This window comes from Paenalicyclobacillus cellulosilyticus (genome assembly GCF_014647315.1).
GTDB lineage: Bacteria > Bacillota > Bacilli > Alicyclobacillales > Alicyclobacillaceae > Alicyclobacillus_J > Alicyclobacillus_J cellulosilyticus.
Genome location: NZ_BMOY01000027.1, coordinates 1 through 16,288, shown reverse-complemented (window position 1 = coordinate 16,288; position 16,288 = coordinate 1). Strand labels below are relative to the sequence as shown.

General features: G+C 66.2%; 15 protein-coding genes. All 15 read right to left on the bottom strand.

All coding sequences use genetic code 11. The annotated features are described in order from the left end of the window. Positions 1-109: 109 nt before the first annotated feature. Positions 110-649: a stage V sporulation protein T gene (spoVT, locus tag IEX97_RS08980; RefSeq protein ID WP_188882492.1), complete on the bottom strand. Its 540-nt coding sequence runs from the start codon at positions 647-649 to the stop codon at positions 110-112. Positions 650-821: 172 nt separating this feature from the next. After that, positions 822-1,934, bottom strand: coding sequence for a peptidyl-prolyl cis-trans isomerase (locus tag IEX97_RS08975; RefSeq protein ID WP_188882491.1), 1,113 nt, complete (start codon positions 1,932-1,934; stop codon positions 822-824). Beyond that, the gene (gene mfd / locus IEX97_RS08970) at positions 1,924-5,478 is read right to left on the bottom strand and encodes a transcription-repair coupling factor (protein WP_229776706.1); all 3,555 of its coding nucleotides are present in this window, start codon (positions 5,476-5,478) and stop codon (positions 1,924-1,926) included. The genes IEX97_RS08975 and mfd overlap by 11 nt, the downstream gene beginning before the upstream one ends. Positions 5,479-5,561: 83 nt before the next feature. Beyond that, positions 5,562-5,942 (bottom strand): anti-sigma-F factor Fin, encoded by a 381-nt coding sequence (locus IEX97_RS08965; RefSeq protein ID WP_188882489.1) that lies wholly within the window; start codon positions 5,940-5,942, stop codon positions 5,562-5,564. Beyond that, a complete protein-coding gene (pth, locus tag IEX97_RS08960; RefSeq protein ID WP_188882488.1) occupies positions 5,939-6,526 on the bottom strand; it encodes an aminoacyl-tRNA hydrolase in 588 nt (195 codons plus the stop codon). The genes IEX97_RS08965 and pth overlap by 4 nt, the downstream gene beginning before the upstream one ends. A 10-nt stretch (positions 6,527-6,536) precedes the next feature. Next, positions 6,537-7,481: a ribose-phosphate diphosphokinase gene (locus IEX97_RS08955; protein WP_188882487.1), complete on the bottom strand. Its 945-nt coding sequence runs from the start codon at positions 7,479-7,481 to the stop codon at positions 6,537-6,539. 7 nt (positions 7,482-7,488) lie between these two features. Next, positions 7,489-8,919: a bifunctional UDP-N-acetylglucosamine diphosphorylase/glucosamine-1-phosphate N-acetyltransferase GlmU gene (gene glmU, locus IEX97_RS08950; RefSeq protein ID WP_188882486.1), complete on the bottom strand. Its 1,431-nt coding sequence runs from the start codon at positions 8,917-8,919 to the stop codon at positions 7,489-7,491. Between the two features lie 232 nt (positions 8,920-9,151). Beyond that, the gene (gene spoVG / locus IEX97_RS08945) at positions 9,152-9,427 is read right to left on the bottom strand and encodes a septation regulator SpoVG (RefSeq protein WP_188882485.1); all 276 of its coding nucleotides are present in this window, start codon (positions 9,425-9,427) and stop codon (positions 9,152-9,154) included. A gap of 214 nt (positions 9,428-9,641) precedes the next feature. After that, positions 9,642-10,022, bottom strand: a complete 381-nt coding sequence (locus IEX97_RS08940; protein WP_188882484.1) for a RidA family protein — start codon at positions 10,020-10,022, stop codon at positions 9,642-9,644. Between the two features lie 3 nt (positions 10,023-10,025). After that, positions 10,026-10,838 carry a pur operon repressor gene (purR, locus tag IEX97_RS08935; protein WP_188882483.1) on the bottom strand — a complete coding sequence of 271 codons (813 nt, stop codon included), beginning with the start codon at positions 10,836-10,838 and terminating at the stop codon, positions 10,026-10,028. Positions 10,839-10,854: 16 nt separating this feature from the next. Then, positions 10,855-11,706 (bottom strand): 4-(cytidine 5'-diphospho)-2-C-methyl-D-erythritol kinase, encoded by an 852-nt coding sequence (ispE, locus tag IEX97_RS08930; RefSeq protein ID WP_188882482.1) that lies wholly within the window; start codon positions 11,704-11,706, stop codon positions 10,855-10,857. Between the two features lie 46 nt (positions 11,707-11,752). Then, the gene (gene cphA, locus IEX97_RS08925; protein WP_188882481.1) at positions 11,753-14,404 is read right to left on the bottom strand and encodes a cyanophycin synthetase; all 2,652 of its coding nucleotides are present in this window, start codon (positions 14,402-14,404) and stop codon (positions 11,753-11,755) included. After that, positions 14,401-15,243 carry a cyanophycinase gene (locus IEX97_RS08920; protein WP_229776704.1) on the bottom strand — a complete coding sequence of 281 codons (843 nt, stop codon included), beginning with the start codon at positions 15,241-15,243 and terminating at the stop codon, positions 14,401-14,403. The genes cphA and IEX97_RS08920 overlap by 4 nt, the downstream gene beginning before the upstream one ends. Before the next feature lie 183 nt (positions 15,244-15,426). Then, the gene (locus IEX97_RS08915; RefSeq protein ID WP_188882479.1) at positions 15,427-15,618 is read right to left on the bottom strand and encodes a small, acid-soluble spore protein, alpha/beta type; all 192 of its coding nucleotides are present in this window, start codon (positions 15,616-15,618) and stop codon (positions 15,427-15,429) included. Positions 15,619-15,783: 165 nt separating this feature from the next. Further along, the gene (veg, locus tag IEX97_RS08910) at positions 15,784-16,059 is read right to left on the bottom strand and encodes a biofilm formation stimulator Veg (protein WP_188882520.1); all 276 of its coding nucleotides are present in this window, start codon (positions 16,057-16,059) and stop codon (positions 15,784-15,786) included. Positions 16,060-16,288: the final 229 nt, after the last annotated feature.

The window sequence follows — 16,288 nt, the reverse complement described above, 5'->3', positions numbered from 1 at the left end:
GCGACAAGACGCAAACCCGCAGGCACTGCGCGGCAGCAAAAAACCCTGCGGCACCTTCGCGGCGCCACAGGGGCGTGCTGCACCGAATCAGTCCGTCATGAAACCTGTCTCACTGCTCCATCTGTTTGCCCAGGAACCCCGCTGCCGTCTCTGCCAACTTCCGCTCCAAATCCCCCATCTTCGCCTCCGCCTCGCGGGAGAGCAGAATCACGGCGCCGATGGGGTCCCCCGCGGCGATGATGGGCGCGATGACCCGCGCCATGCGCTCCGGCCGGTCCCGCACGACGGAATACTCCCCCGGCGTCCCGTTGACGACGACCTTGCGCTCCTCCATCGCCTGCTCCACGTCTTCGCTGATGGGCTTCTCCAGGTACTCCTTCTTGGACGCGCCTGCCACCGCGATGATGATGTCCCGGTCGGTGATGATGGCCACATGGCCGGTGGCATCCGCCAGCGATTCCGCGTACTCCTTCGCAAAATCGCCCAGTTCGCCGATGGGAGAGTACTTCTTGAGGATGACCTCCCCGTCGCGGTCGACGAAGATCTCCAAGGGGTCACCTTCGCGGATCCTGAGCGTACGCCGAATCTCCTTGGGAATCACCACACGGCCGAGGTCATCAATCCTGCGCACGATGCCTGTCGCCTTCAACCTGAGATCCCTCGCTCTCTGGAGAATTCACCAACCGCCCTGTATGTGGATTGCGTCACCTCGACTTGCCGTGGCTGCAGCGGGTACCTGACGTGGGCTTATTATGCAGCGCCCCCCATCCCTCTATGCAGGACTGCCGCCACACCCGCGGACATCAGGGCGGCGGTCCGTCTCACAGTTTGGCGCCCGGGACCACCTTGACGTCTGCCGCGTGCACGACCTGGTTGTACACCGACTGGCCGACCTTCTGCTGCACCTCCGCCTGGACGTCGGGCAGGTTCAGGATGTCCTGCTTCGCCTCCGCGAAGTCGAGCGGCTTGCGCGCCAAAACACGCATCACGTGGTATCCGTACTGGGTATGCACCGGATCGCTCACCTGGCCGATGGGCAAGGTGAGGCACGCCTTGGCGAAGTTGGGGACAAACGTAGGAACAAACGCGTCCACGTACTTGCCGTGCGTATCCTTCGCCCCCGTGTCGACGGAGTACTTGTCCGCCAGCTGGTCGAAGCTGGCACCTGCGCGCAACTGCGCCACAATTTTCTTCGCCAGCGCAAGGTCCTTGACCAGGATGTGCTGCACCGTCACCCGTACGCACTCCGCTTTGTGGGCATCGTAGTATTGTTTGGCGATCTCGTCCGGAAGCGGCGACTTCGCCACAAGCTGGTTCAGATACGCGGTGACCACCTGTTGCTTCTCGAACAAGCGCACCAGGTCGTCCCGGTGCAGTCCGAGGTCGGCGAGGCGCTGTTGTTCCTGGGCTTCGCTCTTCCCATCCTGTTGCGCCACTTGCTGCAGGAAGCTGTCGGCCGAAGAGGCCGCCTGCGCCGGGTCCGGCTTCGCCGCACCCGACTTCACCGCTTGGGCGTACACATACTTGTAGAGGACCACGTACTGCTTGAGGAATTCGGCCTTCGACGGCCGCGGCTGGACGTGCGGGAACACCACGAGCAGGTTGTACTGCTGGTCCAGTTCTTGCTTGGTCAGGGTGCCGCCGCGGTACGTCGCCACCACCGGGCCGCCGTACTTCGGATCCGCCATGAGGCCCGTGTGCTGGCCTGCCGGTCCGCCTTGGGCGGTCTGCCCAGCCTGTTGTTGCAAGGTCTGCTCGTCCACCGTCGGCGCGTGCGCCGTCTTCACCAGTGCGCCGCAACCGGTCAGCCAGACCGCCGTACCCAAGGCGGCAGCCACCGTCCACGCGGTGCGTGCGCCTTGACGCAGACGAACGGTGCGGCCGAAGGTTCGGCCAAGGATGCTGCCGAGACTGCTCTGTGCCCTATCGTGCAAGCTCTTCGACCTCCTGCTCGGTCTTCTTCATCGCTTCCGGCAATTCCCTGAGGAAGCGCAACAGCGCCTGGCACCGCTCCCGGTCGGACAGCCCCCGCAGCCGGAACGCCACCTGCAGGCCGCCGGCAGGGCGCGACAACTGGCCCTTGTGCCGGTGGGAAAGGGCGTTGAGTTTCGCGAAATCCATTTGCGCCGCGGCCTCGTCCCGGAAGCGGAGGATGGTATCCTGGCCGTGATCGGCGATGTGGTCAATCCCGTGCGCCATGGCCAGGCTCTTGATGCGCGTGATGTCGAGCAGGTTGTGCACCGGCTCCGGCAGGTCGCCGTAGCGGTCCACCAGCTCGTCCTCGAGGTCGTCCGCCGCCTCCAGGCTCCGGACGTACTTGAACTTCTTGTACATCGCAATCTTCTGGGTCGCATCCGGGATGTACGTATCCGGGATGTACGCCTCCACCGCCAGCTCGATGGCGGGCTCCGGCTGCTCCTTCTCCTGCACGCCGCGCAGCTCCTTGATGGCTTGCGCCAGCATCTCGTTGTACATCTCGAACCCCACCGAATTGATGAACCCGTGTTGCTCCGCGCCGAGCAGGTTGCCCGCGCCGCGGATGGCGAGATCGCGCATCGCGATCTTAAAGCCGCTGCCCAGCTCCGTGAACTCCTTGATGGCCTGCAGCCGCTTCTCCGCCACCTCGGTCAGCACCTTGTCCTTCTGATACGTGAAGTAGGCGTACGCAATCCGGTTGGAACGCCCGACCCGGCCGCGCAGTTGGTAGAGTTGCGCCAGTCCGAGGCGGTCCGCGTCGTACACAATCAAGGTGTTGACGTTCGGGATGTCGAGTCCGGTCTCGATGATGGTCGTCGTGACCAGGACGTCGATCTCGCCCTCCAGGAAGTCGAGCATCACCCGCTCCAACTCGTCTTCCGGGAGCTGCCCGTGCGCCACCGCCACGCGCGCCTCCGGGACCAGCCGGCGCACGCGTTCCGCCATCGACTGGATGCCTTGCACGTTGTTGTAGAGGAAGTAGACCTGACCGCCGCGGCCGAGCTCCCGCTCAATCGCCTCCCGCACCAGGCTCTCGTTGAACTCCACCACGTACGTCTGGACCGGGAACCGGTTTTCCGGCGGCGTCTCGATGACCGAGAGGTCGCGCACGCCGATCATCGACATGTGCAGGGTGCGCGGGATGGGCGTCGCCGTGAGCGTCAGGCAGTCGACGTTGGTGCGCAGTTGCTTGATCCGTTCCTTGTGCGTGACGCCGAACCGCTGCTCCTCGTCGATGATGAGCAGGCCCAGGTCTTTGAACTGCACCGACTTCTGCAACAGGCGGTGCGTGCCGATGATGACGTCGATGGTCCCTTCCCGCAGCCCCTTGAGGATGGCCTGGGTCTCGCTGCGGCTGCGGAAGCGGCTTAAGACGTCCACCGTCACCGGGAAGCCGGAGAACCGCTCCTTGAACGTCTCGTAGTGCTGGTGCGCCAGCACCGTCGTCGGCACGAGAACGCACACCTGCTTGCCGTCCATCACCGCCTTGAACGCCGCGCGCAGGGCCACCTCCGTCTTCCCGTAGCCGACGTCGCCGCAGAGCAGCCGGTCCATCGGCCGCGGCCGCTCCATATCCCGCTTGATCTCCTCGATGGCCCGCAATTGATCCGGCGTCTCCTCGTACGGGAACATCGCCTCGAAGTCCTTCTGCCACGGCGTGTCGGGTGAAAACGCATACCCCGGCGTCGCCTCCCGCGCCGCGTACAGCTTGAGCAGGTCCTCCGCGATGTCGCGCACCGACTTCGACACCCGCCGCTTGACCCGGTTCCACTCGCCGCCGCCCAGGTGATAGAGCTTGGGCTCCTTGTCCTCCGCGCCGATATAGCGCTGCACCTGGTCAATCTGTTCCACCGGCACGTACAGGCTGTCGTTGCCCGCGTACTGCAGATGCAGGTAGTCCTTGTGCCGTCCGTCGATCTCGAGGGTGCGGATGCCGAGATACTTGCCGATGCCGTGGTTGACGTGGACCACGTAATCGCCGACCTTCAGCTCCTGGTAGCTCTTGATCCGCTCGGCGTTCGACATCTCGGCCCGCAGCCGGCGGCCCTTCTTCTTCGACGTGAACACTTCCGTCTCGACGACGGCCGCCAGGCGCAGCAGCGGCAGCTCGAACCCGCCCGACAGGTTGCCGATGAGGATCTGGGGTTCCCGCGCGTCGGCAAACCGCTCGCGCCGTTCCGCCGGGATGCGGTAGTCGGCGAGCACCCGCTCCAAGCGTTCCGCGCGCTCCGGGGTGGCCGCCAGGAACACCACCCGCATGCCGCTGCGCTGCCAGCGCTGGACCTCCGTTTTGAGGAGGTTCATCTGGCCGTGGAAGCTCTGCATCGCCTTGGCGGACACGTTGAGCACCGCCGCGAGGCGGTGACCGCCGGCCCCGCCGGCGCGGGCGAACGTGGAAAACTGGATTCCGCTCATGCCGCGGTGCTCCCAGACCCGGTCGAAGACCGGGGGTTTGACCGTGCCGGACAACAATTCCCCGCGCAACAGCGCCGCCGACAACCACTCCTCGAACTCCTTCTCCAAGCCGCGCTGGCGCTCCGTCAAGCGCGACGGCTCGTCGAAGCACACCATCGTCCGGCCGATGCAGTAGTCGAGCAGGGTGTGCACGTGTTTGGGGAATGCCTCGACATACCGCGACAAGCCGTAAAAAGGCAAACCGTCTTTGAGTTTGCGGATGTCGGCCCCCACCGTCGTCTGCAGCCGGTCGCGCACCTCCAGGTCAGTCACCGTGCGCAGCCGCTGGTCGAGGTGTTGCTGCAGGTGGTCCGCCGCCTGGGCCATCACCGCCTGCGGCACGAGCAAGTCGAGGGCAGGGCCGACCGTCACTTCGTCATACTTCTCGACGGAGCGCTGGCTGGCGACGTCGAACGCGCGGATGGAATCGACCTCCGTATCGAAAAACTCGATGCGGTACGGATGCTCCGCCCCGAGCGGAAACACGTCCAAGATGCCGCCGCGGACGGAGAACTGCCCCGGGTTTTCGACCACGTCCACCCGCTCGTATCCAGCGTGCACCAACGCCTCCGCCGGGTTGCCGATGCCCGGGTCCTCGCCGACTCGGAACGTGAGCAGACGCTGGCGAAAATGCGCCTTGGCGGTCACCGGCTGCACCGCGGAGGCGATGGTCGCCACCACCAGCGCCGGCCGCCCCTCGCACAGGTGCTGCAAGACGCGGACGCGATCGCTCACGACATCGCGGCTGTACGCCACGACGTCGACGATGGCGAGTTCCCGCTCCGGGAACAACAGCACCGGTTCTTCAGGCAACAACTCTCGCAAGTCTTCCCAAATCGCCGTCGCTTGGCTGACAGAGTGCGTGACGACGACGAGCGCCCCCGACGGATGGCGTTCCTTGTGCAACAAGTACAGCGCCGCGTAATAGAGGTGGCGGGCGCTGCCCGACAGCCCGGTCACCATGCCGTCGTGGTTGGATGTGTCGGTCTTATCGTAAAATTCGCGAAGCTCTTGATCCGCCGCAACGAATCGAGCCAACTCAATCACGTTATTCCTCCTCGCGATGAACGCGCGCGGCAAAAGGCGCGGCAAAAGGCATAATAACCCCTGCCGCGCCTCTGTGCGGCGCGCTACTGCAGGAGTTTGCCTTCCACCAACAACTCCGGATGCGCCTCGACCGCCTGCTGGCAGTAGTCGCAGACGGTGAGGATGTACATCCATCGCCCATGGTCATTATACGCGATGGTCCGCGCCCGCTCCACCTCATCCAGGTGGCCGAGGCCGAGGATCTGGACCGCATCCTCGTACGACCAGTCCGGGCGGTCGATCTCGCCCACCATATGGTGGCAATGCCTGCACAGATACTCGATGCGCACCGCCGTTCCCCCTGCTTCCGCCTTCGTGTCCGTACTAGTATGGGTGACGGCGGCGCGCCTCATACCGCCATGGGATGCGGGCGGTAATCCAGGTGCACCCGCACCGAGGGGATACCCGGACGCCCGGACGTTCACCCCCCGCATGCCTCGGGCGGCCGGTTGAACCGGTTCATCGCCAGCTCGAACGTATGCTGAACGGCGAACTCGATGGCGTTCGCCGCCCGCTCCGCCGCCGCCTCCACCCGCAGACGTTCCTGCGGCGGGAACGGGCTGAGGACGTACGACACCACGTCCGCCCCTGGCCCCGGTCGGCCGATGCCGACGCGCACACGCGGAAACACCTCGCTGCCGAGGTGGGCGATGACCGATTTCATACCGTTGTGCCCGCCCGCACTGCCTTTTTGGCGCAAGCGGATCTCCCCCGGCGCAAAGTCCATGTCGTCGTAGACGACGATGAGGTCGCGGGTGATGTCGAGATCCCGGTAAAAGTTGATCACCGCGCGGACACTCTCGCCGCTTTGGTTCATGTACGTCAACGGTTTGACGAGCAAGACTTTTTCCGCGCCACAGCGGACCTCGGCCACCCAGGCCCGCCACTTCTCCTTGCCCGCGCCCGCCTGCCAGCGGTCCGCCAGGCGGTCCACCACCCAAAACCCCACGTTGTGCCTTGTTTGCGCGTACTCTGGCCCCGGATTGCCCAAGCCGACGATGACCTTCATCCGGCCCGCCTCAATCGAACAGCTGGCTGATGGAACGATGGGTGTGGACGCGCAGGATGGCTTCGGCGATGAGTTCCGCGACGGAGAGGACGGTGATCTTCGGGATCCGCTTTTCGGGCGGCAGGGTGATGGTGTTGGTGACCACGACCTCCTCAATCGGCGACTCCGCGAGGCGCTTGACACCGTCGCCCGACAGGACCGGATGCGTGCAGCAGGCGTACACCGCTTTGGCCCCGCGCTCGAGCAAAGCCTTGGCGCCCAGGGTGATGGTCCCCGCCGTGTCGATCATGTCGTCGATGAGAATGGCGGTCCGCCCCTTGATGTCGCCGATGATGTTCATCACTTCCGCCACGTTGACGTCCGGCCGCCGCTTGTCGATGATGGCGAGCGGCGCCCCCAACCGCTCGGCGAACGCCCGCGCCCGCGTCACCGAGCCGGGATCCGGTGAGACGACGACCGGATCGGGCAGGTTCTTGGCGAGAAAATAGTTGGCGAGGATGGGCATGGCGACCAGGTGATCCAGCGGGATATCGAAGAAACCTTGGATCTGGCCGACGTGCAGGTCCATGCAGATGATGCGGTTCGCGCCCGCCTTGTCGAGCAGGTTCGCGACCAGCTTCGCCGTGATGGGATCGCGGGCGCGCGCCTTGCGGTCTTGGCGGGCATACCCGTAGTACGGGATGACCACGTTGATGGACTTGGCCGACGCGCGCTTGAGGGCGTCAATCATAATGAGCAGCTCCATCAGATGCTCGTTGACCGGCGTCGAGGTGGGCTGGATCACGAACACATTGGCGCCGCGCACGCTCTCGCCGAGGCGGATCTGGACCTCGCCGTCCATGAAACGGCCGACGTAGCAGTCCCCGAGCGGCACCCCAATCTGGTCCGCAATCTCCTTGGCGAGCTCCGGGTTCGCGTTGCCGGTAAACAGCTTGAGTTCTGCGTCTCTGGACACGAATGGTTCACCTCTCGTTCTCTCGCCGGTCTGCCGGGGATGAAGGCATGTCGCTGGTGGCCTGCGCCGCACGGCGCGACTTCCACCGCTTCACGTAGTCCGGTTTCGTGACCTGCCGCGCGCGGGCGATGGCGAAACCGTCCGGCGGCACCTCGTCGGTGATGGTCGATCCGGCGCACACGTAAGCGCCCGCGCCCACCGTCACCGGTGCGATGAGGTTGACGTTGGAACCGACGAAGCTGTCGTCCCCGACGACGGTCTGGTGCTTGCGCTCGCCGTCGTAGTTGACGGTGATGACCCCGCAGCCGATGTTGACGCGCTGCCCGATGACCGCATCCCCCACGTACGCCAGATGGCTGACCTTGCTGTCGTCTCCGATGGACGACTGCTTGACCTCCACAAAGTCACCGAGGCGCACCCGCTCGCCAATCCGGCAGCCCGGCCGGATGTAAGCGAACGGCCCGACGCTCGTCCCGCGGCCAATCTCGCTGGCAAGCACCACGGAGTGCTCGACGGTCACCCCCTCGTGAATCACCGCATCGCGCAAGCGCGCGTACGGCCCGATGACGCAATCCTCGCCAATCACGGTGCGCCCCTCGAGCAGGGTGCCCGGCCAGATGACCGTGTCGCGGCCGATGACGACGTCCGGGCCGATGTACGTGGCGTCTGGATCGACAATGGTGACACCCGCCTGCATCCAGCGGCGGCAGATGCGCCGGCGCAGGATGCGCTCCACCGCCGCCAATTGCACGCGGTCGTTGACGCTCGCAATCTCTTCCGGATCTTCGACCTCGAGCGGCCACACCGCATGGCCGTCCTGGCGCAGGATGGCCAACGTGTCCGTCAGGTAGTATTCGTGCTGCGCGTTGTCCGGGCGCAGCCGCGCCACAGCGCCGCGAAGCAAGTCGCTCGCGAACGCGTAAATCCCGGTGTTGATGAGCCGGATCTGCCGCTCGGCGGGCGAAGCGTCCTTCTCCTCGACCACCCGTTCCACCTGTCCGTCCGGAGCGAGCAGGACGCGGCCCAGCCCGGTTGGGTCGTCGAGGGTCGCCACCAGCGCAACGGCGGCGGCGCCACGCTTCTCCCGTTCGTCGAGCAGGCGGCCGACGGTCTCCGCCTGGATGAGCGGCGCGTCGCCGTACAACACCACCACTGAGTCGACGTCCGCGCGCAGACGCGGCAGGGCGCACCGGACAGCGTGGCCGGTGCCGAGCTGCTCCTCCTGCACCGCCACCTCCGCCCGCCCGGCCACGGCCGCCGCAACCGCTTCCCGCTGTTGCCCGACGACGACGATGACCTGATCCAACGCGAGCCGTTCGAGCTGGTCCAGGATGTGGTGGATCATCGGTTTGCCGCACACTTCATGCAGCACCTTGTGGCGCTTGGACTTCATGCGCGTCCCCAGTCCAGCCGCCAGCACAATCGCTCCTTTTCCCACCGGTTCGCCCCCGCTTTCTTGATCCAGGCACCAGTGTACCCGAAGCCTGCGGGCGATTCAATTTATGAATCTTGTCCATCTCCCATCAAAAAAGAGCCCTGCAGACACAGGGCCCGTCGGCATATCAGGCGATGTTCATTCGAATGAGCCTTCTTCTCGTATGCGCGCCGTGTGCGCAGAAAGCGTTTTCTCCCCCGTTTCGCCGCATGCGCCTTCGCTTAAGCCATCGCGTTCAAGCGCTTGGCTCTTCGACCAGGGTGGCCTTGTAGTACTCCTGCAACACGGCCTCCTGGATCTTCTGCCGCGTCGCCGACGAAATGGGGTGCGCGATGTCGCGGAACTCCCCATCCGGCGTCTTCTTGCTCGGCATGGCCACGAACATGCCGTTGTTGCCGTCGATGACGCGGATGTCATGGACGACAAACTCGCTGTCGAACGTGACGGACGCGATGGCTTTCATACGACCCTCACTGCTGACCTTACGAAGGCGAACGTCTGTGATCTGCATGCTGAACACCACCTTTGTCCACCTGCGGAGGATGTATGTGATTCATTCCACATCCAAGTCAAAACTCCTGCTGGCCGTCACAATTTTCCGCCGAAAATCCGTTGAGAAAAACAGAGGGGCATTCGCCCCCCTCCGTACCGTTCGTGCGCATGATCGGCGTGCCGCCCCGTTGCGCCGGCCGCTTTGGCGCACGGAACACGGACACGCTCCGCCTTTACCGCACCGGACGCACCGCCACAAACTCGATCTCGACCTGCGCGCCGCGCGGCAACGCCGCCACCTGCACGGTCGACCGGGCTGGCCGGTGGTCTCCGAAGTAGGCTGCATAGACTTCATTGACCGTGGCAAAGGCGGCGAGATCGGTCAAGAAAATGGTCGCCTTCACCACGTCTTCGCGGCGGCAACCGGCCGCCGCCAGCACCGCGTCCAGGTTATGCAACACCTGCTCTGCCTGCGCCCGGATGTCTCCTTCCACCATCGTCCCGTCGGGGCGCAGCGGGATCTGCCCCGACGTAAACACGAACGGCCCGGCCGCCACCGCCTGCGCGTACGGACCAATGGCGGCCGGCGCCTTGGCTGTCGCGATGATGTCCATCGCTCATCCCCCTTCCCATGGCATCGCCGCCGTGATGACGACCGGCCGTCCCTCCTCCAGCCGCTCCACCACGAACAGCGCAAACACGTCGTCCACCAATTTCTGCACGGGTTCCCTCGTCGCCATGAACACCGCGGTGCCCGCCACCTCTGCGTGAAACTCGGCCAGCAGGTGCCGCACCGCCCGCACCGTCGCCCCCGCGCGCATGAAATCGTCCACGATGAGCACCCGCGCCTTGGGCGGCATCGCCCGCGTCGAAACCGACATCGTCTGAATACGCCGCTCCGAGCCCGAGACGTAGTGCAGGCTCAGCGCCGGACCGTCGGTGACCCGGTGCTCGCGGCGGACAATCACCACCGGCGCATGCAGGTAACGCGCCGTCGCGACCGCCAGCGGGATGCCCTTGGTCTCCACCGTGACGACCGCGTTGACGCCCGCTGCATAAAACGCCGATGCGAAGATGCGGCCCGCGCCGTCGAGCACTTCCGGATCGCCCAGGACATCGAGCATGTACAGGAAGCCGCCGGGCAGGATCCGGGACGGGTCGGAGAGGATGTCGATGAGCCGCGCGGTGAACGCCGCCCGGGCGGAAGGCTTCATGCCTGCCCGGTAGCGCACGCCGCCTCCCGCACCCGCGATGGTCTCCACATCCCCTGCACCCTCCGCGGCAACGACGCTGCGCACGAGCGCCACGTCCTCGCTCAGCGACGACTTGGCAGCCTGGCACTCGGCCGCGATGTCGGACAAGGAGAACGCCTGGTTGGGCTGTTCCACCAGGCGCTTCGTCAAACGGATCAGCCGCTCCGGCCGCCGCACTGCGCCCACCTCCGCCTCACGACACAAACCGGCACAGGTACACTTCGCGGGCGAACCCGCGCAACGCGTTGTACAGCCGCTGGGCCATCGACCGGGCGGGCAGCAGACAGTACAGGGTAGGGCCGCTGCCGGACATCTGCACCGGGACGTGCGCCGCCTGCTCCACGCGCTGCCACATCTGGCGCACCTCCGGATAGCGCGCCAGGGTGGCGGCAGCCAGTCCGTTGACCGACAACCGCCGCACGGCGTCGAAGTCCCGGCGCAACAGCGCCGGGATCATGGCGCGGCTGGCGGGGGCCGGCGCATACCGGTCCGGCGTCAGCGTGCCGTACACCTCGGCGGTGGAGACGAACACCGGCGGACGCACCAGGACAACCCAGGCGCGCAGATCGTGATCCACCTTGCGGAGTTGCTCCCCGCGGCCCGTGGCCAGGGCACACCCCCCGAGCACGCAGAACGGCACGTCCGACCCTACCTGCGCGCCGATGGCGGCCAGTTCATCCGCCGAGAGGCCGAGCTGCCACATCCGGTTCAGCCCGCGCAACACCGCCGCCGCGTCCGCCGATCCGCCGGCGAGCCCGGCCGCGACGGGGATCTGTTTGTCGATCCGGATGCGCACGCCCCGCGCCAACCCGCAGGCGGCAGAGAGGGCGCGTGCAGCCGCCACGGCCAGGTTGCGCGCGTCGGTGGGAATGTTGGCGGCGTTGGACGACACTTCGATGACGCCCGAGGGGGCGTCTTCCAACCAGATGAGGTCAGACAGGTCGATGGTCTGGAGGACCATGTCCACCTCGTGGTACCCGTCCGGCCGCCGCCCCAACACGTCGAGGGTGAGGTTGATTTTCGCGTACGCTCGTTCCGCCAGCATGCGTCCACCCCAATCGAGGATAGCATGCGGCGGGCGCCCGGGGAAGTCAAGCGCCCGGGGCTGCCGGCTGCAACCATCCGTGCGCACCCGTCACCTGCCGGGCTCCCAGGCGCGTCAACATGTGGACAAGCGGATCCAGGTGTTCGTAGAACGCGATCACGATGTCACCCGGGCGCATTTCCCGCAACGCCCGCATGAGGGCGGCACATTCGTCGAGTTCAATCCAGCACGGCTTGTCCGGGGCTGCCGCCCCAATCTCCCGCGCGAGGATCTGCGCCACCTCGCCGGGGACGCGCCCCCGCTTGTCCTGGTCTTCCTTGACGACCAGCACATCGAACACCTCCGCCGCGGCGCGGCCGGCCGCGCGGATCACGTGATCCGCCCTGTCCCCCGGCACCCCCACGACACAAAGGAGGCGCTGGTGCGGCCATTGGCGCAACCACGCGCCCACCTTGGCGAAGCCGTCCGGGTTGTGGCCGTAGTCGAGGACGACCCTGCCTCGTGCCGGGAGCTCAAACACCATGGCGCGTCCAGGGTTGTGCTCGGCGGGCGAGAAGCTTACGAGCGCGTCGATCACCTGTTGCCGCGTCATGCCCAGAGCGCGCAACGCGGCTGCCGCGGCGAGGCAGTTCTCGACGTGGAAGCGGGCGGTGCCGCCCATGGTGAGCGGGACATCCCGCACGTCCACCAAGTCCCAGGCCAAGCTGCCGCGGGCCTCGACCAAATGGCCGCGCGCCACATAATACCCGGTCCCGACGCGGGCAAGGTGGCGCGCCAGGACGCGGTTGTCCTCCGCCCCGCTGAAAAACACCACCCGGCTCGTCAGGCGCTGGCTGAGGCGCACCAGCATCGGATCGTCGGCGTTGAGCACGACGGTGCCGCCTGGCAATACGCACTCCGCCACCAGCGACTTGATGTGCAAAATGTCCTCCAGCGTCTCCGCACCGTCCTGGCCGATGTGATCCAGGGTGATGTTGGTGAGGACCGCCACGTTCGCTTGGTCGTAGCCGAGCCCGCCGCGCACGATGCCGCCGCGTGCCGTCTCCAGGACCGCCACTTCGACCGCGGGGTCCGCCAGGACGATGCGGGCACTGTCCGGTCCGGTGGTGTCGCCGCTCACCACCCGTTCGCCGCGAATGTAGATGCCGCCGGTGGTGGTCATGCCGACGGCGCGGCCCGCCCGCGCGAGCCCGTGGCCGATGAGCCGCGTCGTGGTGGTTTTGCCGTTGGTGCCGGTGACCGCGACGATGGGGATACGGCCGGTGGTGTTGCCCGGAAAGAGGCTGCGCACGATGGCCTCCCCGACGTCCCGCGCCGCCCCCTGCGACGGATACAGATGCATGCGGATGCCCGGGGCGGCGTTGAGTTCCAAGACCACGCCGCCGTCGCCGCTGGCCCACGCGTCCTCCGGGATGACGAGATCGACCCCGCAGACGTCAAGCCCCAGCAACCGAGCCGCCCGCTCCGCCAAGTGCCGGAACGCGGGATGCAGGATGTCCGTCACGTCGCGCGCCTCGCCGCCTGTCGACAGATTGGCGGTATCGCGCAACCACACCACCTGCCCCGCCGCCGGTACGCTGGCCGGCGTCCACCCCTGCTTGGCGAGGATGCGCACCGCCATCTGGTCGATCTCGATGCGCGTCAGGGGTTTTTCGTGGTCCTGCCCCCGCCGCGGGTCACAATTGGCCGCGGCGACCAGTTCCGTGACCGTGCGCCGCCCGTCGCCGACGACGTGGGCCGGCACGCGCTCGCTGGCCGCCGTGTAACGACCGGCCACCACGAGTACGCGCACGTTGCGTCCCGGCAGATACCGCTCCACCAACACGGGTAAGGCGACCTGCGCCGCCCAGCGATAGGCGTCCGCCACCTCCTCGGCGGTCATGAGCGCGAGGCTCACGCCGCGGCCTTGACTGGCGCTTTGCGGTTTGACGACGACCGGCGGGCCAAGGCGGCGGAATGCGGCAAGGGCCTCCTCCAGGCTGCCGGCCACCTCGCCGTCCGGCACCGGGATGCCGTGGGTGGCCAAGAGCTGTTTCGTCAGCGCCTTATCGGCGACGACGTCCACCGCCACCGCCGAGGTATGCTCGGTCATCGTCGCAGCCACCCACTTGCGGTGACACCCGTAGCCAAGTTGCAGCAGGCTCCGGTCGTCGAGGCGCCGCACGGGAATACCCCGCGCCAACGCCGCGGCGACGATGGCCTGGGTGCTCGGCCCGAGCTGCGAGCGCGCGAGGACATCCCGGGCGCGGGCGACGGCGTCCGCAAGCCGCCTTGGCAACACCGCGCGGCGGGCGGCGAGATCGTCCACCAAAGCCAGGGCTTCCTGCAACAGCAGCTTCTGAGTCGGGAAGTCTTTGCACTCCATCACGACGTCGTACAGTCCGACGCGCCCGGCGTACACCGTCTTGCCGAAGTGGACGTCGAGCCCGGCGAGGCACGCCAACTCGATGGCCACGTGCTCTATCACGTGGCCGAGGTAGGTCCCTCCGTACAGCCGCTCCACAAACCCGCCTGGCCGGCCCTTGGCGCAGTGGTGCTCGCGCAGGCCCGGCAGGAGGGAAAGGAGGTGATCTGCCAACTGCGGGAACGAGGTGGTTTCGCGCTCCGCCTTGTCCATCAGATCGAGGCGCGCGATGAGGATGGGCCGGTAGAGATACACGTTTGGGCCCTCGATGTGGCGAACCGAGAGGATCTTCATGCGTTCAACTCCTTGCCCGTCGTGCGCTCCCACGCATCCCAGTCGGTGATGGGTTGGCGGGAGGAGAGATGGAAGCCGTAACCTTCCGGCAGCACGTGCAGCGTTATGCCGCAGAGGGCGAGCGACTCGTCGGGCTGCACCACGTCCAGGTTGGAGTGGCTGAGCATGCCGGCGTCGACGACGCTGACCGCGCCGCGGCCGACCACCCGGAGCACCCCGCGCTGGACGACGGCCGCCGTGTCCTCGTCGATGCCGAGCCCCAGGTGGTGCGGGTGTTGCGCCACAGCGGCGAGCAGCCGGCCGAGGCGTCCTCGCTGCGCAAAGTGCTGGTCAATCACGACGCCGTCGATGAACTCCATCCCGGGCGCCATGGTCACGGTGCAGATGCGCGGGTTGGTCTCCGCCCGGCCGTCGACAATCATGGTGCTCGACATCATCGACGCGCCCGCGCTGGTGCCCCCCAGGGCCACCCCGCGGGCCAACGCTTCGTGCAACGCGGCGTCCACCCGCGTGCCGCCGAGCAGTTTGGTGATGCGCAGCTGGTCCCCGCCGGTGAAGAAGATGCAGGTCGCCTCCCGGACGTACGCCACGGCGCTGTCGGTGTTCGCCGCCTCCCGGCTGGAGATGTCGAACGTGCGCACATCCGCCACCCCAATCTTTTGAAACGCCTGGATGTATTCCATCCCGACCTCGGCAGGCAACGCCGTCGCCACCGTCATCACCAGCACGCGGGCATGCCGGCCGCCGCCGAGGCGGACGAGCTCCCGCAAGATCCGGCACTCGCCCTGTTTGTCCTCCGCCCCGCCGATGATGACCAAAGGCCCAGGTTGGTCAGCCAAATTCTTCCCTCCCACGCGTGCAACACGCCGAGCATATCGTTGCCGCGTCCGGCGTCCCGTATGCAAAAAAGAGAGCCGGGGGATTCCCGGCTCGGCCGTCAGGTGTTCGCTTGCGGCCGCAGCGCTCCGCATGCGTCCGCGTCCGCACCCGCCATCCGCCCGTACCCCGGCCTGGCCGCTTGTTCAGGCGCGGCCGGTGCGCGACGGATGGCTCAAGGCCTGTTCTGCAATTTCGATGGCGCGTCTCACCATGTTTCCGGCGTCGCGCGTGGTGATGCCGCCCCAGCCTTCACGCTGTACGACATCGTAGAAGCCGAGTTCTTTCGCCAACTCGAGCTTAAACGACTCCGACATGGCGCTTCTGCGTCTCCCCATTGCACAACGCCTCCTTCCCCGACGGCCACCTGTAGCATGTGCACCTGTGTCCGCGTAGAATCAGGGAAGGGGAGGAAAATAAAAAGCAGCCCGCAGGCTGCTGGATCACATCATCCGCAAAGGGAAAGAGAGGAGTCCATCGAAAACCTCGTCTCTGTGTCGCGTTCACGCTTGTGTGGGAGGGACGCGCACCTGTCCGCCGTCCCGGCACACGACGAGTTCCACGGTTTCGGTGAGGACGTCGGCATAGCTGTACGAAACGCGCTTGAACGACCCGTCCGCCGGGTCGAGCTTCACGACGAACACGGACGGATACGTCTCCTCGAGGACGCCGGTGCGCTCGATGGTCTTGCGCCGCCCGCCGTTGGCTCGCAGGAGCACGCGCTCGCCGATAAGTCCGTCGAGACTCTTTTTAATTTCGTGGAGCGCATTTTTCGCCAACACACACCACCTCTTTCCTTCCGCATTTTAGCACGGCGGCAAGGCGGTGTCAAGGAAAAGATGTTATTATAACAACGCATGATCACCGGTGTCAATGGGCCGCGATCACTCACTTAAAATCTAACTGAAAGGGGTCCAGATCACTCAAATCGAAATCAAACCGAAGGGATCGTTGTGCGAATGTCATTGAAGAGCCGCCGTGAGTATCTGACCAGCATGCGCGAACGCT